We start from the raw sequence: 21,842 nt of genomic DNA, 5'->3' as shown, positions 1-21,842 counted from the left end.
CAAAGAACGTCCGAGGGGGGATTTGTTTTGAGACTGGGATTCCGACGCACGGCAGTGCAGGTGGTCTGCACGGTGCTCGCGTTGTGCGGTCTGATCGGTCTGGTACGGGGCGGTGCAGACAGCGTGACGGCGTTTGGAGAGGAAGTGGCGGTGCGCGTACCGATTCTAATGTATCACAGCATTTTAAAAGATGGCGCACGGCAGGGAAAGTACGTAATCAGCCCAGATGTATTGGGAGCCGATCTCGATTATCTGAAAAAAGAAGGATATGAAACCATCACGGTGAGCGACTTGCTCGCCTATGTAGATGGCAGCGGGCAGCTGCCTGCAAAGCCGGTTATGATCACTTTTGATGATGGGTATTATAACAATTATGTATATGCCTATCCGCTGCTTAAGGATCGTGGTATGCGCGCGGTAATTTCAATTATTGGCTACCAAACGGATTTCTTTTCGCAAAATGGTCAGGAAAATGCGTACTGGTCACACCTGAAGCTGGAGCATCTGAGCGCAATGCAGGATGTCATCGAAGTGCAGAACCATTCGTGGAATCTGCATGAATACGGCGAGCGGCGCGGATGTCTGCGGCGCAGGGGAGAGGATCAGTCGAGCTATGCGAATTTCCTGCGACAGGATACCGAGCAGACACAGGAATTGCTGACTGAGGCCGGACTGCCGACGCCGCAGTGTTATACCTATCCGTTCGGCGCGTGTTCGGACGAGAGTGAACAGATTCTCAAGGATATGGGATTTCTGTGCACGCTCGGCTGCGAGGAGCGGGTTAATACGGTGACGCGCGATCCGGAATGTCTTTATGAAATGGGACGGTTTAACCGTCCGACAGTGATGTCGACGGCGGCCTATATGAAAAAAGCGCTGGGAGAGTGATGAGGTGGAGTGCATGCGTTTTTCTGAGCTGCATTGCCGTGAAGTAATCAACCTGTGCGACGGTGCGCGGCTGGGCGAAGTGAGTGATTTGATGTTCGATCAGGTCGGGGGCAATATCACAGCAATCATTGTGCCGGGACGCGGTGGTATGCTGGGGTTGCTGGGGGCAAGGGACGAATGTATCATCCCTTGGAATTGTATCGAGACACTTGGGGAAGACTATATATTGGTTAGATGGAGAAAATAGGAAGAGGACAGGTGAAAATAGCAAAATTTGCTGTGGAAGAGCCGCTTGGTGGCGGGAAAAGGTTGACAAATATTCGCATGGACATTATACTAATCATTGTGTCGAAAATTCGCTGATATAGGAATTCCGACGAATCACGCGGGCAGAGCACAAACGAAGTTTTGTCCTGTTTTGCGGACTCCTGACAGCGGGAATTGTAAAATTGGGAGGAAAAATGAAAATGAAGAAGCTCTTGAGCGCTATGCTGGCGGCAACAATGGCGCTGACCATGCTGGCGGGCTGCGGTTCGCCCTCCAACGCACCGGCGGACAACGGTACACCGGCAGGCGACAAAGGAACGGCGGAGCAGACCGGTAAGTTTGCACCCATTGCAAAGGAAGACATTAAGGTTGGCGTAATCCACATCACCGATCCGGCGGAAGGCTCCGGCTACACCTACACCCACGATTTGGGTGTGCAGGGTATGCAGAAGAATCTGGGTCTGGAGGACAGCCAGATTGTCCGCAAGATCAATGTAAACGACTCCGATGCAACCGCAATCCAGACTGCACTGGAAGAGTGCGTGGAAGAGGGCTGCAATGTCATTTTCGCAACCTCCTGGGGTTATATGGACTATGTTGAGCAGATGGCTGCCGAATATCCGGAAGTGCTGTTTGCACACGGTACCGGCTACAAGTCCAACGGGGAAAACTTCACCAATTACTTCGGTAAGATTTATCAGGCGCGTTACCTGTCCGGTATCGCAGCGGGCCTGAAGACCCAGTCGAACAAGATTGGCTATGTGTCTGCACAGGGCGCTGAAAACGGCGAGTGCACCTCTGGCATCGATGCATTTGCAATGGGCGTTGAGTCTGTCAACCCCGATGCTAAGGTATTCGTTAAGGTTACCGGCAACTGGTTCGATCCCGAGGGTGAGGGACAGGCTGCTGAAGCGCTGATTAGCTCCGGCTGCGACGTAATTGCACAGCACTGTGATACCGCAAACCCGGCTCTGGCTGCTGAGAAGGCCGGCGTATGGGCAATCGGCTACAACTCCGACATGGCTGAGAAGGCGCCGGGCGCTGTTCTGACCTCCACAATGTGGGACTGGTCGGTGTACTACACCAAGGCAGTCGAGGACGCCATCAACGGCACCTGGGACGGCTCGAACTACTTCGGCGACATGGCTGACGGCCTTGTCAAGCTGGCTCCGCTGTCCGATCTGTGCACAGACGGCACGGCTGACGCCATCAAGGCAGCGCAGGACAAGATTATGTCCGGCGATTGGGACGTATTTGACGGCAAGACCGAGCTGGAGACCAACACCGGCGAGAAGGTCACGCTGAACGGTGCGGATTACGGTACCTGCACTTGGTACTACCGCAATGTTGAGGTTGCGTAAGCACCTCAAATGATCCGGCCGCCTGTGGCTGCATCAGAACGAAGGAAAAGGCGGTTTCCCGCAGAGGAAACCGCCTTTTTGAAATGAACGGACGATACAAAGAGGAGGAAACCTATGGCGCAGCAAAATACCACGCCGAATCAGGCGGAGCCGTCTGCGGTGGGGGAGTATGCGATTGAGTGCCGCGGTGTTACCAAACGCTTCGGTACGGTCGTCGCCAACGACGGCGTCGATCTGACCGTGCGCTACGGCGAGATTCTTGCATTGCTCGGCGAGAACGGCTCGGGCAAAACGACGCTGATGAACATGCTCTCGGGCATTTACCACCCGGACAGCGGCAGCATCCGCATCGCGGGCAAGGAGGCGGTCATCAACTCTCCCGAGGATTCGATGGCGCTCGGCATTGGCATGATTTATCAGCACTTTAAGCTGGTCGATGTGTTCACCGCGATGGATAACATTGCACTAGGCACACCGGGCCGCCGTCTGCCCGCGCGCGAGCTGCGCACAAAGGTGGAGGGCATCTGTAAGGGCGTGGGACTGACCATTGACCCGGCTAAGCGCATTTATGAAATGTCGGTTTCGGAGAAGCAGACGGTTGAGATTTTGAAGGTGCTATACCGCGGTCAGAAGATTCTGATTCTGGACGAGCCGACCGCCGTGCTGACCCCGCAGGAAACGGACAAGCTGTTCGCGATTCTGCGCCGCATGCGCGAGCAGGGCTGCGCAGTCATCATCATCACCCATAAGCTGGGCGAGGTGCTCGACATTTCCGACCGCGTGACCATTCTGCGCCGCGGCAAGTATATCGACACGGTGAACACGGCCGAGACAGACGAACAGCAGCTGACCGAATTGATGGTTGGCCGTCCGGTGTCGCTGGAGATTGACCGGCCGGAGCAGGGTGAGCTCAACAGCATCCTCAAGGCGGTCGACCTGACCATCCGCAAGCCGGATGGTGCAATCGCGGTCGATGATGTATCCTTTGAGGTTCGCACGGGTGAAATTCTGGGCGTTGCCGGCATTGCCGGATCGGGTCAGAAGGAACTGTGCGAGGCTATCGCGGGTCTGTATCCCGCAGAAAAAGGTGCGGTGCTGTACCGCAAGGAAAACCTGATTGGCAAAAATCCGCGTGAAATTTCCCGACTGGGCGTACATTTGGGCTTTGTGCCCGAGGATCGTCTGGGCATGGGTCTGGTCGCGTCCATGGGCATGGTGGGCAATATGATGCTCAAAACCTATGACGCGCCCAAGGGACCGTTCATTGATACCGCACCCGCGCGGGAGCAGGCGGAGGAGCTGGTGGACAAGCTGTCTATCGTCACACCGTCGGTCGATACACCGGTTCGCCTGATGTCGGGCGGCAACGTGCAGAAGGTATTGCTCGGACGCGAAATCGTGTCCAAGCCCAGCGTGCTGATTACGGCCTATCCGGTGCGCGGTTTGGATATCAATTCGTCCTACACAGTCTACGATCTGCTCAATGAGCAGAAGAAGGATAACGTCGCGGTTGTCTACGTCGGCGAGGATCTGGATGTGCTGATGGAGCTGAGCGACCGTATCATGGTACTGTGCCACGGCAAAATTACGGGCATCGTCGATGCGCGTACAGCAACCAAGGATCAGATTGCGCGATTGATGGTTGGCGGAAAGGAGGAGGCATAAATGCTGCGTGTGATTAAAACCGAGGAAAAGACCGCGAAACAGATGATGATCATTCGTCTGGCGGCATTTGTGCTGGCGCTCGCCGCGGGTGGGCTGTTTATCCTCGCCTTGGGGGTAAATCCGCTCAAGGTGTACGGCACAATCCTGTCGGGCGCGTTCCGCTCGAAGATGGCGGTGCAGGCCACCATCAAGGTCATGATTCCGATGCTTGTCGCTGCGCTGGGCGTAACGCTTGCGTTTAAAATGAAATTCTGGAACATCGGCGGCGAGGGTCAGATTATTATGGGCGCGGTGTTTGCCACCTATTTTGCGCTGTACCATGCCGATTGGCCGTTCTTCATCCTGTTCCCGGTGATGCTCATTGCGGGCATTGTGGGCGGCGGCCTGTGGGCGCTCATTCCGGCGCTGTGCAAGGTGCGGTTTGGCACCAATGAAACACTGTTTACCCTCATGCTCAACTATATCGCGCTGTATTTGGTTGCGTATTTGCAGGAAGGCCCGTGGCGCGATCCCGCTGCCAACGGCTTCCCCAAAATCCCAAGCTTTGCCGCGTCTGCGACGCTGCCCAAGGTGCTCGGCGTGCAGATGGGCTGGATCGTGGCGCTCGTGCTGACCGTAATCGTGTTTGTCTACATGCGCTACACCAAGCACGGCTATGAAATCAGCGTCGTGGGACAGAGTCAGGCGACGGCGGCATACGCCGGCATGAATGTGTCCAGAATTGTGCTGCGTACGATGTTCCTGTCGGGCGCGGTTGCGGGCATCTGCGGCATGCTGCAGGTTTCCGGTTCGGACAAAACGCTGACGACGGGCGTTGCGGGCGGCATCGGCTTTACCGCCATTATCATTGCATGGCTCGCGCAGCTCAATCCGTTTGGAAGCTTGGTTGTTGCCTTCTTGTTTGCGATACTTGAAAAGGGCAGCTCGGTCGTGCAGTCTGATTTCGGCCTGTCCACCGACTGTGCGGACGTATTGCAGGGCATTATTTTGTTTTTTGTATTAGGCTGCGAATTCTTTATCCGCTATCGCTTTGTGCGCGATAACGCACGCAAAGCTGCGGCCGTGAAGGGAGGCGAGGGCTGATGCTGCTGAAATTTATTGTTGCCGCTATCGGCGCTTCAACTCCGCTGTTATTCGGTACGGTGGGTGAAACCCTGTCTGAGAAGGTCGGTCACTTAAACCTCGGCGTGGAAGGCATGATGTCCATCGGCGCGTGTGCAGGCTTTATGGTCGGCATGATGACGGACTCGTTCCTGTGGGCAATTCTTGCGGCGTTCGGCGCAGGCGTGCTGGCAGCGCTGATTTACGCGGTGCTGACGGTCACCTTCATGGCCGATCAGAACGTTTCGGGTCTTACGCTCACGATTTTCGGCGTGGGACTTGCAAACTTCATCGGCATTTTCATGCTCGGTCATTCGCCCTCCGGCACGCTCAAGCTGCCTGACGGCATCACGGCGCAGATGCGCGGCGTGCACATCCCCGGACTGAGCGATTTGCCGGTCATCGGGGAACTGCTGTTTTCGTACAGCCCGTTTGTTTATATCGGCATTGTTATTGCGATTTTGTGCACCGTTTTCATGCGAAAGACCAAGGCCGGTCTGAACGTGCAGGCAATCGGTCACAATCCGGCGGCGGCTGATGCCGCGGGCATCAGCGTCACGCGCTGGAAGTATACGATGATTCTCGTTGGCGGCGGTATCTGCGGCATTGGCGGTGCGTACTGCGCGCTGATTATCAACGGCGGCGTTTGGATTTCCAACAACGTCGGCGGTCTGGGCTGGATTGCTGTAGCGCTGGTTATTTTTGCGAAATGGAAGCCGCTGTATGCGATTTGGGGCTCGTTCGTGTTCGGTGCGCTGCGCGTGCTCAAATACTATGTGCCGGCGTCTGTCATTCAGCTGCCGACCGCGCTGTACGACATGCTACCGTTTGTCATAACGGCGCTCATTCTGGTTGTCAGCTCGATGCGCAAAAAACGTGACCATAATATTCCGGGCAGTCTTGGCGTAAACTACTTCCGTGAGGAGCGCTGATGCATCCGGCGCGATAAATGCGGAATCAAAAAAGTATTTGACAACACATGTCCCTTATGGTAAAATATCAGAGCACGATTGAAGTGCGAAACACAATTCACACATTCTGCGATGAAAGCGGCGGGTGATGAGAACCGGGAGAAATCCGGGACAAATTGCCGCTGTCAGATGAGCGGAATGGAGGAAAACAACCGAGGAGGAAATTTAAATGGCAGTAATCTCTATGAAGCAGCTGCTGGAGGCTGGTGTACACTTTGGCCACCAGACCCGCCGCTGGAACCCGAAGATGGCAACCTACATCTTCACCGAGCGTAACGGTATCTATATCATCGACCTGCAGAAGACGGTCAAGAAGCTCGAGGAGGCTTACTTCTTCGTGCGTGATATCGCCGCTGCCGGTGAGTCTATCCTGTTCGTCGGCACCAAGAAGCAGGCGCAGGACGCAATCAAGGAAGAGGCGCTGCGTGCAGGCCAGTACTATGTCAACGCTCGTTGGCTGGGCGGCATGCTGACCAACTTCAAGACCATGCGTACCCGTATCGCTCGTCTGAATCAGCTGCAGAAGATGCAGGAGGACGGCACCTTTGATCTGCTTCCCAAGAAGGAAGTTATCAAGCTTCAGCTCGAAATCGCTAAGCTCGAGAAGTACCTCGGCGGCGTTCGTGACATGAAGAAGCTGCCGGGCGCTATGTTCGTTGTTGACTCCCGCAAGGAGAAGAACGCGATCGCCGAAGCTCGCAAGCTGGGTATCCCGATTGTTGCAATCGTTGACACCAACTGTGATCCGGACGAAGTCGATTACGTGATCCCGGGCAACGATGACGCAATCCGCGCCATCAAGCTGATCTCCCAGACCATGGCTAACGCCGTTCTGGAAGGCAAGCAGGGCGAGCAGCTCGAAGTTGAGCCTAAGGCCGACGAAGCTGCACAGGCTTAATCGCATACCGATAAAGTTTTAACCGTAGGGCGCGAGGTCCCGGCGCGCCGGGTCAATGCGCCCTACGGATTTTTTGTACTCAATAAAATTGGAGGAATTTAAAATGGCTTTTACCGCTGCTGACGTAAAGAAGCTCCGCGAAATGACCAACGTAGGCATGATGGACTGCAAAAAGGCGCTGACCGAAGCGGACGGCGACTTTGACAAGGCTGTCGAGCTGCTGCGCGAAAAGGGTCTGGCTAAGGCTGCCAAGAAGGCTGACCGCATCGCGGCAGAGGGCGTTGTCTGTGCGACCGTATGCGCTGAGTGCGGCATTGGCGCCATCATCGAAGTAAACTCCGAGACTGACTTCGTTGCCAAGAACGTGGACTTCCAGAAGTTCGTATCCGATCTGGCCGGCGTTGTCATGCAGGAGAACCCCGCTGATGTAGAAGCGCTGAAGGCTTGCAAGATGGGCGAAGGCACCGTGCAGGATGCCCTGCAGGAGAAGGTTCTGACCATCGGCGAGAACATCAAGATTCGCCGTTTCGAGCGTTACGACGACTCCACCGTTAACGTTTCCTACACCCACATGGGCGGCGTTATCGGCGTACTGGTTGGCCTTGAGGTTTCTGAGAATATCAAGGGCAACGAGAAGCTTGTTGAGCTGGGCAAGGACATCGGCATGCAGGCTGCTGCAATGCGCCCGCTGTTCATGGACAAGTCCGATGTGGACGAATCCACCCTGGCCAAGGAGCGCGAGATTCTTCTGGCGCAGGCGCTTGAGGAGAACAAGACCGCTGCTAAGCCGAAGCCGGAGCAGATCATCCACAAGATGGTTGATGGCCGTGTTGGTAAGTACTACGAAGAAAACTGCCTGCTGCAGCAGGCCTTCGTTAAGGAAAACAAGCACACCGTTGAGCAGCACATTGCTGAGGTTGCCAAGGAACTGGGCGGCGAAATCAAGCTGGTCAAGTACACCCGCTTTGAAAAGGGCGAGGGTATCGAGAAGAAGGTTGACGACTTCGCTGCAGAAGTTGCTTCGATGGCCAAGTAAGAACCAAACAAAGAGCAGTCCGCATGGACTGCTCTTTTTCTTGCTTTTATCGCGCTCCTTCGGTACAATAGGGAAAGAACATCAAAAGGAGTATAGAAGATGGAACTGCAGTACAAGATCACCAAAGAAGATTTTATCGCGTTTAACCTCAACTATTTTACCAATAATGCAATTGTGCAGCGCAGCATGATGGTCACACGCGTTGCCACCGCGGCAATTTGCGTGCTTGGCGGCACGGCACTGATGTATTGGCTCAAGCTGCTCTCCCCGGTGTCGGTTGCCGTGTATGTTGCCCTCGCGGCGCTCTGCTTTTTCGGCACACCGTGGTACATGAAGCGTAAGGTCGTTAAGAATGTCGACCGTATTCTGAAAAATCCGGCCAGCAAGTCGGCCTGCGGGGATAAAACACTGCTGCTGCGCGAGGAGGACTTCGAGCTCAAGGGCGAAAACGAGGATACGGTCTATCAGTATGCCGCTGTGCATCGCATCGCGTCGGATGAAAGCCACTACTATGTCTATGTGGATGAATTTTCTGCGCTGATTATCCCCTTTAACGCCTTTGCCGATGAAGCGCAGAAGCGTGCCTTTTATGAGCGTATCACGGCAGGTGTAGAGGATGAGGCCTACAAGCAGTGATGCCGCAGCTGCCTATAATTCAGCTGAATGACGGTTGACAAATGCCGATTTGGGGTATAAAATAGTACCATTCATACAAAACAAGCGATGATGGAAATCACGTTTTGTTCCCGAAACGCCTGGCAGAGAGCGACTGACGCGGCTGAAAGCGGTCGCAGGCGGTGGAACAGCGTTTACCGATTCCGGAGCTTCGCGGAGGAACTCAAAGTATTCCGCGACGTGTCGTTCCCGTTAAGAACTCTGAGCGGCAGTCCGTGCAAGCGGGCTTGCAAGCAGGGTGGAACCGTGGGTTACTTGTTAGCTCACCCCTGATTTTATGTCGGGGGTGAGCTTTTTTTCGTTCTCCCCGCAATCAAAAAGGAGGAAACAATCATGTCCGAAGAAAACAAGTACACGTTTGAAAACGAGGAATACCGCAACACCTACCGCCATACGGTATCCCATATTCTTGCGCAGGCGGTCAAGCGCCTGTACCCGGAGGTAAAGCTCGCCATCGGTCCTGCGATTGAGAACGGCTTCTACTATGACTTTGATACGCCCTTCTCCTTCACGCAGGAGCATCTGGACGCACTGGAAGCCGAGATGCGCAAAATCTGCAAGGAGAAGCTGCCGCTGGAGCGCTTTGAGCTGCCCCGCGCGGAGGCCATCCAACTCATGGAGGAGCGCGATGAGCCGTACAAGGTCGAGCTGATTCACGACCTGCCCGAGGACGCGGTCATCTCGTTCTATAAGCAGGGCGATTTTACCGACCTGTGTGCCGGCCCGCACCTTGACTCGACCGGCCGCATCAAGGGCAACGGCATCAAGCTGACCTCGGCGACCGGCGCTTACTGGCGCGGCGATTCCAAGCGCAAGATGCTGCAGCGTATTTACGGCACGGCTTTCCCGAAGAAGGAAGAGCTGGACGCGTATCTTGCACAGGTGGAAGAAGCCAAGAAGCGCGACCATAACAAGCTTGGCCGCGAGCTGGAGTATTTTACGACCGTCGATTCGGTCGGTCAGGGTCTGCCCATTCTGCTGCCCAAGGGCGCGCGTGTCATTCAGCTGATGCAGCGCTGGATTGAGGATGAGGAGCAGAAGCGCGGCTACCTGCTGACCAAGACGCCGCTCATGGCCAAGCGTGAGCTGTATAAGATTTCCGGCCACTGGGATCATTATCTGGACGGAATGTTTGTCATGGGTGATCCGCAGGATGAAACCAAGGAATGCTTCGCGCTGCGCCCGATGACCTGCCCCTTCCAGTATCAGGTGTACCTGAACCGGATGCGCTCCTACCGCGATCTGCCGATGCGTCTGGGCGAAACCTCGACGCTGTTCCGCAACGAGGATTCGGGCGAAATGCACGGCCTGATTCGCGTGCGCCAGTTCACCATTTCGGAAGGCCATCTGGTGCTCCGTCCCGATCAGCTGGAAGAGGAGTTTAAGGGCTGCCTTGATTTGGCGAAATACTGCCTGGAAACCGTCGGCCTGCTTGAGGACTGCACCTTCCGTTTCTCCCAGTGGGATCCGGCCAACCCGAATAACAAGTATGAGGGCACAGCCGAGCAGTGGAACGAGGCGCAGAGCGTTATGGCCAAAATCCTCGACCATCTCGGCGTGAAGTACGAAATCGGCATCGACGAGGCCGCGTTCTACGGCCCCAAGCTCGACATTCAGTACAAGAACGTATTCGGCAAGGAGGATACGCTTGTCACCATCCAAATTGATATGCTGCTCGCCAAGAAGTTCGGCATGGAGTATATCGACAAGGACGGCCAGCGCGCGACGCCGTATATCATCCACCGCACCAGCCTTGGCTGCTATGAGCGTACGCTCGCTTACCTGATTGAGAAATTTGCAGGTGCGCTGCCGCTGTGGCTTGCGCCTGAGCAGGTGCGCATCCTGCCTGTGACCGACCGCAATGCGGACTATGCAGAAGCCATCCGTGCTCGTCTGTGCGAAGAAGGCTTCCGCGTGGAGACCGACAGCCGCAGCGAAAAGATTGGCTACAAAATCCGCGAAGCACAGATTGGCAAGGTACCGTATGCAATCGTCGTGGGCGACAAGGATGAAGAAGCCGGCCTGATTTCGGTGCGTGACCGTAAGACCGGTGAAACCGCGCAGATGGAGCTGGATGAACTGATTGAAAAGCTGGCCTACGAGGTCAAGGTCAAGCTGCGCTAAACAGCAAAGTGCCCCGCGAAAAAATCGCGGGGCAGCTGTTGCGGCTCACGTGTTTTGTTCGAGTGCGCGAATCTGATCGGTTCGCTTAAAAACCTTGACGTGGTAAAGCTTGCCCGGCTCGAGCGGACCGAAGGCAAACTGCCCCTGATCGTCGGTGTAGAGTGCGCCTATGGGCGTCTGCGGCGCATCGGCGCGGTAGACGGTCACAAGGGCGGCGTCTACCGGCTTGTCATTCGTGTCGACGACCGTGCCAATGAGCGCGGGGCGTTGGTCGGCCGCGAGAGCCACCGTGGTTTCAACGACCTCGTGCGTGGCGGGCTTGACATAAAAGGACTGCGAATAATTCATGGCAAATAACCCCTTGTAAGTACGCATATGTGTGTAATACAAACTATGAGAATCATTGAAAAAAGGTGAGTGGATATATAATGGCAGATCAGAAGAAACTGGTCAGTGAAATTACCTCGATGGACGAGGATTTCGCAAAATGGTATACGGACATCGTAAAAAAGGCAGAAATGGCCGACTATTCCTCGGTTAAGGGCTGCATTATCCTGCGTCCGTACGCGCAGGCTCTGTGGGAGAACATCCAGAAAACGCTTGACGGCATGTTCAAGGCGACCGGACATGAAAATGTGGCGATGCCGCTGTTCATTCCGGAAGGTCTGCTGCAGAAGGAGAAGGATCACGTCGAGGGCTTCGCGCCCGAGGTTGCCTGGGTCACCCACGGCGGTTCGGAGAAGCTGGAGGAGCGTCTGTGCGTTCGTCCGACCTCGGAGACTCTGTTCTGTGAGCACTATGCAAAGACTGTCCGCTCCTGGCGCGACCTGCCCAAGCTGTACAACCAGTGGTGCTCGGTCGTACGCTGGGAAAAGACGACTCGTCCCTTCCTGCGCAGCCGTGAGTTCTGGTGGCAGGAGGGTCACACCGTGCACGCCACCGAGCAGGAGGCGCGCGAGGAAACCATGCGCATGCTTAATATCTATGCGCAGTTCTGCGAGGAATATCTGGCAATCCCGGTTGTCAAGGGTCGCAAGACCGACAAGGAACGCTTTGCCGGCGCGGTTGAGACTTACACCATCGAGGCGATGATGCATGACGGCAAGGCACTGCAGTCGGGCACCAGCCATTACTTTGGCGACGGCTTTGCGCGTGCGTTTGATATGCAGTATGCCGATAAGAACAACACGCTGCAGTATATGCATCAGACCTCGTGGGGCGCATCGACCCGCCTGATCGGTGCAATCATCATGACCCACGGCGATAACGAGGGTCTGGTGCTGCCGCCTAAAATCGCACCGATTCAGCTCGTCGTCATTCCTGTGGCGGCGCACAAGGAAGGCGTCAAGGAAAAGGCAACCGAGCTGTATGAGAACATTCAGAAGCTGGGCGTGCGCGCGAAGATTGACCTGTCTGAGCAGTCGCCCGGCTGGAAGTTTGCCGAGTATGAGATGAAGGGCGTGCCGCTTCGCCTTGAGGTTGGCCCGCGTGATATTGAGAACGGCCAGTGCGTACTGGTTCGCCGTGATAACCGCGAAAAGACGGTCGTGAAGTTTGAAGATCTCGAGCACGTCATTCCGCAGATGCTGGATGAATTGCAGCAGGCGCTGTTCAACAAGGCGCTCCAGAACCGTGAGGAGCACACCTACACCGCGTCCTCACTTGACGAGATGAAGCAAATCGTGTCCGAGCACACCGGCTTTGTCAAGTCGATGTGGTGCGGCGATTTGGCGTGCGAGGAGAAGGTCAAGGAAGAGGCAGGTATGTCGTCCCGCTGCATGCCGCTTGAGCAGGAGGAGCTCGGCGCTGTCTGCCCGATTTGCGGCAAACCCGCCAAGCACAGCATTTACTGGGGCATCGCGTACTAAGTATTGTCCTTTGCGTGAAGGGAGGCTCTATGGAACAGAGTGAAGTGCCGGAAAAGGTAGTCGAAGCTGTGACCGGGGCAGTGCCCAGTGGCTTTCGCTATGAAATTATGCAGTTTTTTGACAGCGATCTCGGTCGGATGACGCAGACACTGTTGTCGCTGATACTGGTGATACTGATGACGGTCGTCATCAAGCGTATCGTTTCCCGCGGCCTGCACCGGCTGCAGACCCGTCTGCGCGCGCAGAATAATTCAAGCGCGGCGCTGATTGGGTTTATGAGTCATATTGTGGTTGGTCTGGTTTATATTTTTGGTATAATCAGTGTGACCGGTGTGCTGCGCACGACGATTCCGGTGATTGATAAGATTTTTACCAGCCTGTTGGCAGCCGGCGGCATCATTACGGTAATCGCCGGTATTGCCTCGCAGGAAGCGCTGGGCAGTATGGTCAGCGGCATTATGATTCTTGCATTTAAGCCGTTTGAACTGGGCGATGTGGTGCGTTATGTGGATAACGATATCTCGGGCGTAATTGAGGAAATCACCGTGCACCATACCACCATTCGCACTTGGGAAAACAAGCGTGTTATCATTCCGAACAGTAAGATGAACAGCGCCATCATTGAAAATGCGGACTATGCGGACAGCAAGGTCTGTGTGCTGTTGGATATCGGCGTGACCTACGAGTCGGATTTGGTGCGTGCCAAGGCGCTCCTGATGCAGGAAATTGAAAAGCATCCGGACTATATCGACAACCGCACGCCGATGGACAAGGAAAACGGTGTGCCGCGCGTGTTGGTGCGTATCAAGGAACTGGCGGACAGTGCGGTCGTGCTGCGCGCGTGGGTCTGGGCGCGCGATAACGCCACAGCCGCTGCGATGAAGAGCGACCTGCTGCAAAGCGTCAAGGCCGCTTACGAAGCAAACGGCGTGGAGATTGCCTATCCGCATCTGGTCGTTGTGAACAAGTGAAAAAATAACCGCTGCGAGCAATTGCTTCGCAGCGGTTATTTTTATTTATTGTTTCGGTTGTAACGGGATCGGCGGGAGCGCATCATCGAGCGCTGCCTGCGCCGGCGAATTCGGCCGACCGTCATGTTGAAAATAATGTACAGCAAGAGGAAAATAACCAGAACGACCAGGATAAACTTGAATACGGGCGTTTTGAAGAAGTTCTCAAGCTTGTCCGCATAGTAAAGCACCTTGCTCATTTCCACGTCATTGAGTGCGACCAGTTCGACCGTGCCGTACTCTACGCCGTCATACGAGTAGGTGAGCGTGCCCAGTACGTCGCCCGCACGGATGGGCGCATCGACCGCGTCCTTGGCGGCGATATCCTTTTGCATATCTGCCAGTTCCAGCCCCTTGGGCACGGAAGCGTTCAGGTCACGTTTGGCGGTCAGCACCAGCTTGTCCGCATCGGTGGACAGTCGTACGCCGATTTGTGCGATGTTATCACCTTTTTTAGCGAGGGTTTTGGAGGTAAAGTTCTCATAACCCCATTCAAACAGGCGCTTGGTTTCGGTAAAACTCTTCGCGACAGTGCCGTCCGTTGCGTTGGCGCAGCCTAAGACGACCGAATACAGCTTGGATTTGGACTTTTCCGCATACGAAATCAGGCAGTTGCCCGCCTGCGAGGTGTGTCCCGTCTTGATTCCCTTGCAGTAGCCGTAATACCAAGGCTGGTAGGAGGAAAAGGTGAGCATATTGGTTGTGAAGACCTTGCGCTCCTCGTGCATGTTGGTTTTGGAGATGGTTTTCTGCGCGGTGTTCGCAATCTCGGCAAAGGTTTCGTTCTGCATGGCCGCATAGGCAATCTTGTACAGGTCGCGTGCGGTGGTGTAATGGTTTTCATCATGCAGGCCGGAAGGGTTGGTGAAATGCGTTCCGGTGCAGCCGAGTGCTTCGGCTTTGGCGTTCATCATGTCCGCAAACGCCTCGGAGCTGCCGCCGACATGGCGGGCGAGCATATAGGCCGCTTCATTGGCCGAAGGGAGCATCAGGCAGTACAGCAGGTCGATTACCTTGACCTGCTCGCCAACCTTGATGTCGGCGTTGGAGGAGTCCCAGCTGACATGTTCAAAGTCGACCTCCTCCGCGGTAACCACATCGTCGAGATTTGCGTTTTCCAACGTCAGCAGTGCGGTCATGATCTTGGTGGTGGAGGCGGGATAGCGGCGCTCGTCGGCATTTTTTTCATACAGCACCATGCCGGTATCCGGATTGACGAGCAGCGCCGCCGTCGCATCGATTTTCGGATCCTCCAGCTGAAACGCGAAGGCGGTCGGCAGGGACAGACAAATCAAAACGGCGGCAAGCACCAGTGCGCCGAGTCGGCGCAGCAGGTCATTTCTCATTGCTGTCACCTATGGAAAAGTCGGCAGCGGTAAAGCGTCCCCGCAGCGCGGCAGGCTTGGGTGGCGTGCGGCGCAGCGGGTCATAGCGGAACGAACGGCAATGATGTGTGGCTTCCACCACGCCGCGGCGGGGGCAGGTCAGACGGGTGCCATCCGCAAGCGGCGTGCCGTAAGCGCAGTAGGTGCATCGCGGTTCTATGTTTTTTCGGAATAATTTCCTGAGTGACATATGTGTTCGGCTCCTTTTCGGCCAAAGCGCAGTGCTTTGGGGAGATAGGGTATTTATAAATATTATACCGTATCTTTATGCTTTTTTCCAGTCCAAAAAGGAAACAAAACGAGAACAAGCAGCGCGGCGATGGCAACCCAGTCGGGAAGGGGAGAAACCGTCGGGTCGGGGGCGAAAACAGCAAGCGTCTGCGGCAGCAGGCGGCCGAGTGCGATGGTCAGTCCGGCGGCAATCAGTCCATGCAGCACTTTGCCGAGCGTAAAGCGGCGCATCGGAACGCCGTAGGGTGCAAGCAGCGCGTGTACCTGACAGTGCACCGAAAGTCCCCCGAAGCCGAGCATGAAGGAGGTGAGCGGCAGCAGCACGGCCGCGGGCAGCGTCAGTTCATTCAGGTGGTCAAGTCCGTTGGTCAGCTCGAGCAGACCGGAAAAAACCGGTGCGTCGGGCAGTGTGTGGATAATCGGCGCAAGCAGCTCGAGCAGCACGGAAAAGGCGGCGATGAAGGCGGTTACAATCAGCGCGGTCTGTGCGGCTGACTGCACCGCGCCGCAAAATGCGGTCGGAAAAGCTTCCCGCCGAATGTGCGGTGTGTTTTCCGGCGGCGCAAATCGGCGCTCCGGACGGCGGGTGACAAACAGACCGGTCAGCAGTGCGGACAGCGCATGAATGAGATACAGGATGGCGCCGATTTTCACGCTGCCGAACAGCATCACGCCGCACAGGTTGATGACGAAAGCAGGACTGGCACAGTTGCAGAAGGCAACCAGACGAGAAGCGTCCGAGTTGGACAGGCGATCGCGCGCGAGCAGCTCAGACACCGTTGCCGCGCCGACCGGATAACCGCCGACCAGACCGAGCAGCAGCGCGCCTGCACCCGCAGGCGGCAGACCGTAGATGCGCCATAGCGGACGGGACAGCAGGCGGGCAAGTTCGTCCACCGCACCCGAGCGCACGAGCAGTCCGCTCGCAATAAAAAAGGGGAATAGCGCGGGGAGCGCCTCGACCGCGGAAAGCGCGAGACCCTCCCGCACCCCTTCGGCGCAAGCGGTGGGGCACAGCAGAAAGGCCAGAAAAACCGCAATGGTCAGCAGCAGTGAGCCGTATTTTTGCATCGTTCATCACCTCATGTTTTGTGGAATCCTACGCGCGTCGGGCAACTTTCATGCCTGCGGTTCAGATTTGTGCACACGCTGCATAAAATAGCCCGAACGGAGGAGAACACATGCCATATGACGCGTTTCGCGCAGGCGAAAGCCTGCTGATCGAGGACCTGCGCAGCGACAAGCCGCGCGTTGAGATTTTCGGCAACAGCCGCGTCGTAGTCGAGAACCACAAGGGAATTCTGGAATACGACGATACGCTCCTGCGCGTTAAATGCAGCGGCTGCGAGGTGAGCATCACCGGTGACGGACTGACGCTGGCCGCATTGACGCTCAGCGAGCTCGCAGTGACCGGCACGATCGTATCGGTCGATTATCGGACGGGAGGATGAGAAAATGATCGGGCGCCTGATTCATCTGGCGCGGGGACAGGTGCGTGTGCGCGTGACCGGTGCAAGCCTGACACGCTTTTTAAACGTCTGCGCCGCGAATAACATTGTTCTGCGCCGTATGCGGCGAAAGGACTGGAATGAGCTGTATGCCGTGCTGTCGGTCGAGGATTTTCGCATACTGCGCCGCCATATGGGGCGCACAGGCTGCCGGGTGCACATTGTATCGCGGCGTGGCGCGCCCTTTTGGATTGAGCGCGTCCGTCCGCGTTATGTGCTTTGGGGCGGCCTTCTCGTGCTGCTTGCACTGTGCTGGACTCTGTCCACCCGCATTTGGTCAATTGAAACACATATTTCACCCGGTCTGTCGCGCGGCGAGATATTGGAGCAGCTGGATACGCTGGGCGTGCACGTTGGCACACGGCGCAGCGCGGTAGATGCAAAGCGTCTGCGCTGGAAGGTACTGCAGAAGCAGCCTGAAATCGGCTTTTTCGCACTGAACGTGCAGGGCAATCGCCTGACAGTCGAAGCGACAAAGGCTGTTGAAAAGCCGGAAATGCTCGATGAAGAGGCGGTCGTTAAACTGGTTGCAACGCGGGACGGCGTGATTGCCAGTCAGCGTGTGCAGGAGGGCGAACCGCAGTTCGAGGTGGGCGACGCGGTACGGCAGGGGGAGACACTGGTCAGCGGTCTTGTGCCGCCGCGCACGGAGACCGGCGCATACCGACTGGCGCATTCACGAGGACAGATTGAGGCGTATACGAGCTATGACGTAACGGCTGTGCGTGCGCTGACCACCGAGCGCAAGACCTACACCGGCAAGGAAAAAACACAATATGCACTGACTTTTGGCAAACGACGGTTAAATTTGTATTTTGGGAGTGGAATTTCAGGGGGCACCTGTGATAAAATAGTAGAAACGAAAACGGCATGGCTGTCGGAGAGCGTGGTGTTTCCGATATCACTCGTCAAACAGACCTATCGGTACTATGAACGCACGCCGGAGACTGCTGCGCCCGAAACCGTTGCACAGGACATGACCGACCGTGCGCTCGGCGATGTGACGGCGCAGCTGGACGGCGAGGCGCTTGCACACACCGAACAGGTAGCGGAGCAAAACGGTGTGGCCGTGCTGCAGCTGAACGTCAAGGCGCGTGAGCAGATTGCTATGGAAGCGCTGGATGACAGCGAGATTCCTCAAACACCACCGGAATCGGCGGAAACGCCGTAATCAAAGCAGAAAGCAAGGTGCAGGACCATCGAAAAGACCATGCAGGTAGATCAAATCGAGCTGATGATCAATATCTTCGGCGCGTTTGATGAAAATATTAAGTTGCTCGAGCGCGAGCTCGCCGTATCTGTCATCAGCCGCGGATCGGAACTGAAAATCTCCGGCGAGGAAGCTGATGTAGCCACCGCCGAACGCACGCTGGACGCGCTGTTCGGCATGGCCAAGCGCGGCGAAGCCGTTGGCACGCAGACCGTGCAGTACGTGCTCGGCCTTGCGCGCGAGGGGCGACAGGCTGAGGTGCAGACCATGAGCCGCGACGTGCTGTGCATCACCGCCAAGGGCAAACCGGTCAAGGCTAAAACGCTCGGACAAAAGAAATACATGGAGGCCATCCAGAAAAATACCGTTGTCATGGGTGTCGGCCCTGCGGGTACGGGTAAAACGTATCTTGCGGTCGCCGCCGCCGTCGCCGCGTTCCGCGACAAGCGGGTCTCGCGCATCATTTTGACGCGCCCTGCCGTAGAAGCGGGCGAAAAGCTCGGCTTTCTGCCCGGCGATTTGCAGAGCAAGGTCGACCCCTATCTGCGCCCGCTGTACGACGGCCTGTTCGACATGCTCGGTGCGGAGAATTTCGCCAAGTATCAGGAGCGCGGCTCGATTGAGGTAGCGCCTCTGGCCTACATGCGCGGCCGCACGCTCGACGACAGCTTCATCATTCTCGACGAAGCGCAGAACACAACGCCCGAGCAGATGAAAATGTTTCTGACCCGCCTGGGGTTTGGCTCGCAGGCTGTTATCACGGGCGATATCACGCAGATGGACTTGCCGGACGGCAAGCAGTCGGGACTCAAGGAAGCGCTGCGGGTGCTCGACGGCGTCGAGGGCATCGCCCAGTGCTTCCTGACCGACAAGGACGTAGTGCGTCACGAACTGGTGCAGCGCATCGTCCGTGCGTACAGTGAGTACGAAAGCAAAAAGAGCAAGGCGGCGGCAAAAAAGCCTGCGCCCCGCCGCAGAGAGGACAAGCGATGAACCATCAAATAAACATCGGCTTTGAGACCGAGGTGCCCGATGAAAACGCGGTGCGCGAGCTGATCGAAACCTGCGCAAAGCGTGTGCTGGAGAGCGAAGGGGTGGATTTTGCCGCCGAGATTGATGTGACTGTGGTCGACGCGGAGAGTATTCGCGCCCTGAATGCTGAGCATCGGGACAAGGACGCGGTGACCGACGTGCTGTCCTTCCCGATGTATGCGTTTTATAACGGAGCGCCGCAGGAGGAGCTGGAGCAAGAGCCGGGCACCGACTGCGTCATGCTTGGCGATATGATTCTGTGCTACACCCGCGCGTGCGAGCAGGCGGCCGAGTTTGGTCATTCGCCGGCCCGCGAGTGCGGCTATCTGACCACGCATTCGGTGCTGCATCTGCTGGGGTATGACCATGAGCGCACCGATGAGGATACGCGCCTGATGCGCATGAAAGAAGAGGACAACCTGACATTTTTAGGACTGACAAGAGAGTAAAGATGAAAAAACAAATCCGCAAACTGCATGAAAGCTTTCAGCACGCCTTCCGTGGACTGGGTCTCTGCATCCACGGCGAGCGTAATTTCCGCGTGCATCTGGTCGCGGCCTTTTATGTGACGCTGTTCGCGCTGATGGGCGGCGCATCTGCGGCCGAGGGCGGGATTCTGTGCGTGTGCTTTGGCTTGACGATGGGAGCGGAGCTGATGAACACCGCAATCGAGCGCCTTTGCGACAAGCAGGCCTCGGGCTATGACGGCGGTGTGCGCAACGCCAAGGATATTGCGGCCGCGGGCGTGTTCGTGTGTGCGGCGGCCTGCGTTGCAGTGGCTGTCTGCCTGTTTCTCGGCAGGGGACTGCTCTGGGTTGCGCTCGCGTATTTGCAGACACATCTTTGGGCGGCCGGACTGATTGTCATCACGATTCCGGCGGCATTGCTTTTTATATTTAAATATGGGAGAATTCAATGAGTAAAATTACAAAAACCGCGGTCGTCTCTGTCGTCGGCCGCCCCAACGTCGGTAAATCGACGCTGACGAACAAGCTGGTCGGCCAGAAGGTGGCCATCGTGTCCTCCAAGCCGCAGACGACGCGCACCCGTATCACGGGCGTGCTTTGCCGCGGGGAAACGCAGTATGTCCTGCTCGACACGCCGGGTCTGCACAAGCCGCGCTCGCGGCTGGGCGATTTCATGTGCAAGGTCGTCACCGAGACCGTGTCTGAGGTAGACGTGGCCGCGCTCGTCGTTGAACCGATTGCGAACATCGGCCCGGCAGAGGAAACGTTGATTGCGCAGATTAAGCAGAACCACATGCCGTCGATTCTGGTCATCAATAAGATTGATACCGTGCGAAAGGAAGAGCTGCTCGCGGTTATTGCGGCTTATGCCGCTGTGCACGAGTTTGAGGCTATTATCCCGATTTCCGCCCGCACGGGCGAGGGCGTGGGCGAGTTCCTCGATGAGGTGGACAAGTTCGCGCTGGAAGGACCGCAGCTGTTTCCGGACGATATGGTGTCCGATCAGCCGGAGCGTCAGCTCGCAGCAGAGATTGTGCGCGAGAAGATGCTGCGCCTGCTTGACCGCGAGGTGCCGCACGGCGTGGCCGTCGGCATTGAGCGCTGGAACGAGCGGGATGACGGCCTGATTGAGATTCACGCCGTGATTTACTGTGAAAAGGCAAGCCATAAGGGCATTATCATTGGCAAGCAGGGCGCAATGCTCAAGGAAATCGGTCAGCAGGCGCGCATCGATATGGAGCGCATGCTCGACACCAAGGTGTATTTGGAGCTTTGGGTCAAGGTCAAGGAAGGCTGGCGCAACAACCAGTATCAAATGCGCAACTTCGGGTACGAGGGCGAGTAAATGGCCGAGGTCAAGCTGCGCGCACTCGTGCTGCGCGAAGTCGATTTCGGAGACTACGACCGCTATCTGACCGCGATTTCCGAGGAAGGGCGCAAGATTGAGATTTTGTGCAAAAATGTGCGCCGCGGCGGCAAAAAACAGGTGCCGGCGGCGCGGCAGTTTTGCTATTCGTCGTTTCTTTTATCCGAGCGCGGCGGTCGGTATATGCTGCGCGAAGCGGATTTGGAGCACAATTTCTGGGATGTCACGCAGGATATCGAGGCCTACGCGCTGGCTTGTTATCTGGCCGAGCTGTCGGTCTGCCTGACCACGCCGGAGGATGAAAATCCGGCGGTCACGCGGCTGTTCCTGCTCGCGTTGCACGCGCTGACGAGCAAAAAACGCGCGCCCGCACTGGTCAAAGCGGCGTTTGAATGGCGGCTGATGGCGGAGTGCGGCTACGCGCCTGACTTGGCTGACTGCGGCGTGTGCGGCAAGCCGCTTGAGGCACCGCCCGTGTTTTTCTCGGTTCGTGCGGGTACGGCGGCGGATGAAGCCTGTGTGCGCCGCGTCGGCGGCGATTACGCGCCTCTGGCGGACGCGACGCTGCGTGCACTCGTGCATATTTTGACGTGTGACGTGGGTCGGGTCTATGCCTTTGCGCTGTCCGGCCCTGCGTGCGAGCAATTTTGTGACTTGTCGGAGCGGTACGTGCTGTATCATCTGGAGCGTGGGTTTGACAGCCTGAAATTTTATCATTCGGTCAAGCTGCCGCAGGGAGATGAATGAAACCAATCGTTCGGAACAACCTTGGTCGTATT

23 protein-coding genes are annotated in these 21,842 nt (G+C 56.6%); 19 read left to right on the top strand and 4 right to left on the bottom strand.

The genetic code is table 11. From position 1 onward, the window contains the following. The first annotated feature begins 27 nt into the window (after positions 1–27). The 10 genes from QOX26_RS03625 to thrS all read left to right on the top strand — a co-directional run bounded on the left by QOX26_RS03625 (position 28) and on the right by thrS (position 10,986). On the top strand, positions 28–888 hold the full coding sequence (locus tag QOX26_RS03625) for a polysaccharide deacetylase family protein (protein WP_283673523.1): 861 nt from the start codon (positions 28–30) through the stop codon (positions 886–888). A 13-nt stretch (positions 889–901) separates the two neighbouring features. Then, positions 902–1,135 carry a PRC-barrel domain-containing protein gene (locus QOX26_RS03620; protein ID WP_283673522.1) on the top strand — a complete coding sequence of 78 codons (234 nt, stop codon included), beginning with the start codon at positions 902–904 and terminating at the stop codon, positions 1,133–1,135. Between the two features lie 220 nt (positions 1,136–1,355). After that, entirely contained in the window at positions 1,356–2,516 is a 1,161-nt protein-coding gene (locus QOX26_RS03615) for a BMP family ABC transporter substrate-binding protein (RefSeq protein WP_283673521.1), read from the top strand. 114 nt (positions 2,517–2,630) lie between these two features. After that, positions 2,631–4,181 carry an ABC transporter ATP-binding protein gene (locus QOX26_RS03610; protein WP_283673520.1) on the top strand — a complete coding sequence of 517 codons (1,551 nt, stop codon included), beginning with the start codon at positions 2,631–2,633 and terminating at the stop codon, positions 4,179–4,181. Continuing rightward, complete coding sequence (locus QOX26_RS03605; RefSeq protein WP_283673519.1) at positions 4,182–5,264, top strand: ABC transporter permease; 1,083 nt, start codon at positions 4,182–4,184, stop codon at positions 5,262–5,264. Continuing rightward, on the top strand, positions 5,264–6,214 hold the full coding sequence (locus QOX26_RS03600) for an ABC transporter permease (protein ID WP_283673518.1): 951 nt from the start codon (positions 5,264–5,266) through the stop codon (positions 6,212–6,214). The genes QOX26_RS03605 and QOX26_RS03600 overlap by 1 nt, the downstream gene beginning before the upstream one ends. Before the next feature lie 208 nt (positions 6,215–6,422). Continuing rightward, on the top strand, positions 6,423–7,151 hold the full coding sequence (gene rpsB, locus QOX26_RS03595; protein ID WP_283673517.1) for a 30S ribosomal protein S2: 729 nt from the start codon (positions 6,423–6,425) through the stop codon (positions 7,149–7,151). Between the two features lie 103 nt (positions 7,152–7,254). Continuing rightward, on the top strand, positions 7,255–8,187 hold the full coding sequence (gene tsf, locus QOX26_RS03590; RefSeq protein WP_283673516.1) for a translation elongation factor Ts: 933 nt from the start codon (positions 7,255–7,257) through the stop codon (positions 8,185–8,187). A gap of 99 nt (positions 8,188–8,286) precedes the next feature. Beyond that, complete coding sequence (locus tag QOX26_RS03585) at positions 8,287–8,823, top strand: YcxB family protein (RefSeq protein ID WP_283673515.1); 537 nt, start codon at positions 8,287–8,289, stop codon at positions 8,821–8,823. Positions 8,824–9,195: 372 nt separating this feature from the next. Beyond that, positions 9,196–10,986 carry a threonine--tRNA ligase gene (gene thrS / locus QOX26_RS03580; protein ID WP_283673514.1) on the top strand — a complete coding sequence of 597 codons (1,791 nt, stop codon included), beginning with the start codon at positions 9,196–9,198 and terminating at the stop codon, positions 10,984–10,986. 45 nt (positions 10,987–11,031) lie between these two features. Here the strand turns inward: thrS and QOX26_RS03575 are convergent, their stop codons facing one another. Then, positions 11,032–11,334 (bottom strand): carboxypeptidase-like regulatory domain-containing protein, encoded by a 303-nt coding sequence (locus QOX26_RS03575; RefSeq protein ID WP_283673513.1) that lies wholly within the window; start codon positions 11,332–11,334, stop codon positions 11,032–11,034. 80 nt (positions 11,335–11,414) lie between these two features. Between QOX26_RS03575 and proS the strand changes: the two genes are divergently transcribed. Then, complete coding sequence (gene proS / locus QOX26_RS03570) at positions 11,415–12,854, top strand: proline--tRNA ligase (protein WP_283673512.1); 1,440 nt, start codon at positions 11,415–11,417, stop codon at positions 12,852–12,854. A gap of 29 nt (positions 12,855–12,883) precedes the next feature. Beyond that, positions 12,884–13,825: a mechanosensitive ion channel family protein gene (locus tag QOX26_RS03565; protein ID WP_283673511.1), complete on the top strand. Its 942-nt coding sequence runs from the start codon at positions 12,884–12,886 to the stop codon at positions 13,823–13,825. A 41-nt stretch (positions 13,826–13,866) separates the two neighbouring features. Here the strand turns inward: QOX26_RS03565 and QOX26_RS03560 are convergent, their stop codons facing one another. The 3 genes from QOX26_RS03560 to QOX26_RS03550 form a co-directional block, all read right to left on the bottom strand. Further along, the gene (locus QOX26_RS03560) at positions 13,867–15,210 is read right to left on the bottom strand and encodes a D-alanyl-D-alanine carboxypeptidase family protein (RefSeq protein ID WP_283673510.1); all 1,344 of its coding nucleotides are present in this window, start codon (positions 15,208–15,210) and stop codon (positions 13,867–13,869) included. After that, on the bottom strand, positions 15,200–15,439 hold the full coding sequence (locus QOX26_RS03555) for a hypothetical protein (RefSeq protein WP_283673509.1): 240 nt from the start codon (positions 15,437–15,439) through the stop codon (positions 15,200–15,202). Before QOX26_RS03555 ends, QOX26_RS03560 begins: the two co-directional genes overlap by 11 nt. Positions 15,440–15,501: 62 nt before the next feature. Next, a complete protein-coding gene (locus QOX26_RS03550; RefSeq protein ID WP_283673508.1) occupies positions 15,502–16,551 on the bottom strand; it encodes a nucleoside recognition domain-containing protein in 1,050 nt (349 codons plus the stop codon). Between the two features lie 110 nt (positions 16,552–16,661). Here QOX26_RS03550 and QOX26_RS03545 point away from each other — a divergent pair, with 110 nt between their 5' ends. Genes QOX26_RS03545 through recO form a run of 7 tightly spaced genes read left to right on the top strand, consistent with a single transcriptional unit; the run spans position 16,662 to position 21,810 of the window. Beyond that, positions 16,662–16,931, top strand: a complete 270-nt coding sequence (locus QOX26_RS03545; RefSeq protein ID WP_283673507.1) for a YabP/YqfC family sporulation protein — start codon at positions 16,662–16,664, stop codon at positions 16,929–16,931. Between the two features lie 4 nt (positions 16,932–16,935). Continuing rightward, complete coding sequence (locus QOX26_RS03540; RefSeq protein ID WP_283673506.1) at positions 16,936–18,159, top strand: sporulation protein YqfD; 1,224 nt, start codon at positions 16,936–16,938, stop codon at positions 18,157–18,159. A gap of 39 nt (positions 18,160–18,198) precedes the next feature. Next, positions 18,199–19,191, top strand: a complete 993-nt coding sequence (locus QOX26_RS03535; protein ID WP_283673505.1) for a PhoH family protein — start codon at positions 18,199–18,201, stop codon at positions 19,189–19,191. Then, on the top strand, positions 19,188–19,679 hold the full coding sequence (gene ybeY, locus QOX26_RS03530; protein ID WP_283673504.1) for an rRNA maturation RNase YbeY: 492 nt from the start codon (positions 19,188–19,190) through the stop codon (positions 19,677–19,679). Before QOX26_RS03535 ends, ybeY begins: the two co-directional genes overlap by 4 nt. A 2-nt stretch (positions 19,680–19,681) precedes the next feature. Beyond that, the gene (locus QOX26_RS03525; RefSeq protein WP_283673503.1) at positions 19,682–20,149 is read left to right on the top strand and encodes a diacylglycerol kinase family protein; all 468 of its coding nucleotides are present in this window, start codon (positions 19,682–19,684) and stop codon (positions 20,147–20,149) included. Beyond that, positions 20,146–21,042, top strand: a complete 897-nt coding sequence (gene era / locus QOX26_RS03520) for a GTPase Era (RefSeq protein ID WP_283673502.1) — start codon at positions 20,146–20,148, stop codon at positions 21,040–21,042. Before QOX26_RS03525 ends, era begins: the two co-directional genes overlap by 4 nt. Then, positions 21,043–21,810: a DNA repair protein RecO gene (gene recO / locus QOX26_RS03515; RefSeq protein ID WP_283673501.1), complete on the top strand. Its 768-nt coding sequence runs from the start codon at positions 21,043–21,045 to the stop codon at positions 21,808–21,810. Positions 21,811–21,842: the final 32 nt, after the last annotated feature.

The organism is Butyricicoccus sp. Marseille-Q5471 (assembly GCF_951230135.1).
Classification (GTDB): domain Bacteria; phylum Bacillota; class Clostridia; order Oscillospirales; family Butyricicoccaceae; genus Agathobaculum.
The sequence above is the reverse complement of the archived record's forward strand: the minus strand, read 5'-3'. Positions and strand labels throughout refer to the sequence as shown.

Coding starts and splice junctions, on each gene's coding strand:
- QOX26_RS03620 (WP_283673522.1), top strand. CDS start 902: ATGCGTTTTTCTGAGCTGCATTGCCGTGAAGTAATCAACCTGTGCGAC.
- QOX26_RS03615 (WP_283673521.1), top strand. CDS start 1,356: ATGAAGAAGCTCTTGAGCGCTATGCTGGCGGCAACAATGGCGCTGACC.
- QOX26_RS03610 (WP_283673520.1), top strand. CDS start 2,631: ATGGCGCAGCAAAATACCACGCCGAATCAGGCGGAGCCGTCTGCGGTG.
- QOX26_RS03605 (WP_283673519.1), top strand. CDS start 4,182: ATGCTGCGTGTGATTAAAACCGAGGAAAAGACCGCGAAACAGATGATG.
- QOX26_RS03600 (WP_283673518.1), top strand. CDS start 5,264: ATGCTGCTGAAATTTATTGTTGCCGCTATCGGCGCTTCAACTCCGCTG.
- rpsB (WP_283673517.1), top strand. CDS start 6,423: ATGGCAGTAATCTCTATGAAGCAGCTGCTGGAGGCTGGTGTACACTTT.
- tsf (WP_283673516.1), top strand. CDS start 7,255: ATGGCTTTTACCGCTGCTGACGTAAAGAAGCTCCGCGAAATGACCAAC.
- QOX26_RS03585 (WP_283673515.1), top strand. CDS start 8,287: ATGGAACTGCAGTACAAGATCACCAAAGAAGATTTTATCGCGTTTAAC.
- thrS (WP_283673514.1), top strand. CDS start 9,196: ATGTCCGAAGAAAACAAGTACACGTTTGAAAACGAGGAATACCGCAAC.
- QOX26_RS03575 (WP_283673513.1), bottom strand. CDS start 11,334: ATGAATTATTCGCAGTCCTTTTATGTCAAGCCCGCCACGCACGAGGTC.
- proS (WP_283673512.1), top strand. CDS start 11,415: ATGGCAGATCAGAAGAAACTGGTCAGTGAAATTACCTCGATGGACGAG.
- QOX26_RS03565 (WP_283673511.1), top strand. CDS start 12,884: ATGGAACAGAGTGAAGTGCCGGAAAAGGTAGTCGAAGCTGTGACCGGG.
- QOX26_RS03560 (WP_283673510.1), bottom strand. CDS start 15,210: ATGAGAAATGACCTGCTGCGCCGACTCGGCGCACTGGTGCTTGCCGCC.
- QOX26_RS03555 (WP_283673509.1), bottom strand. CDS start 15,439: ATGTCACTCAGGAAATTATTCCGAAAAAACATAGAACCGCGATGCACC.
- QOX26_RS03550 (WP_283673508.1), bottom strand. CDS start 16,551: ATGCAAAAATACGGCTCACTGCTGCTGACCATTGCGGTTTTTCTGGCC.
- QOX26_RS03545 (WP_283673507.1), top strand. CDS start 16,662: ATGCCATATGACGCGTTTCGCGCAGGCGAAAGCCTGCTGATCGAGGAC.
- QOX26_RS03540 (WP_283673506.1), top strand. CDS start 16,936: ATGATCGGGCGCCTGATTCATCTGGCGCGGGGACAGGTGCGTGTGCGC.
- QOX26_RS03535 (WP_283673505.1), top strand. CDS start 18,199: ATGCAGGTAGATCAAATCGAGCTGATGATCAATATCTTCGGCGCGTTT.
- ybeY (WP_283673504.1), top strand. CDS start 19,188: ATGAACCATCAAATAAACATCGGCTTTGAGACCGAGGTGCCCGATGAA.
- QOX26_RS03525 (WP_283673503.1), top strand. CDS start 19,682: ATGAAAAAACAAATCCGCAAACTGCATGAAAGCTTTCAGCACGCCTTC.
- era (WP_283673502.1), top strand. CDS start 20,146: ATGAGTAAAATTACAAAAACCGCGGTCGTCTCTGTCGTCGGCCGCCCC.
- recO (WP_283673501.1), top strand. CDS start 21,043: ATGGCCGAGGTCAAGCTGCGCGCACTCGTGCTGCGCGAAGTCGATTTC.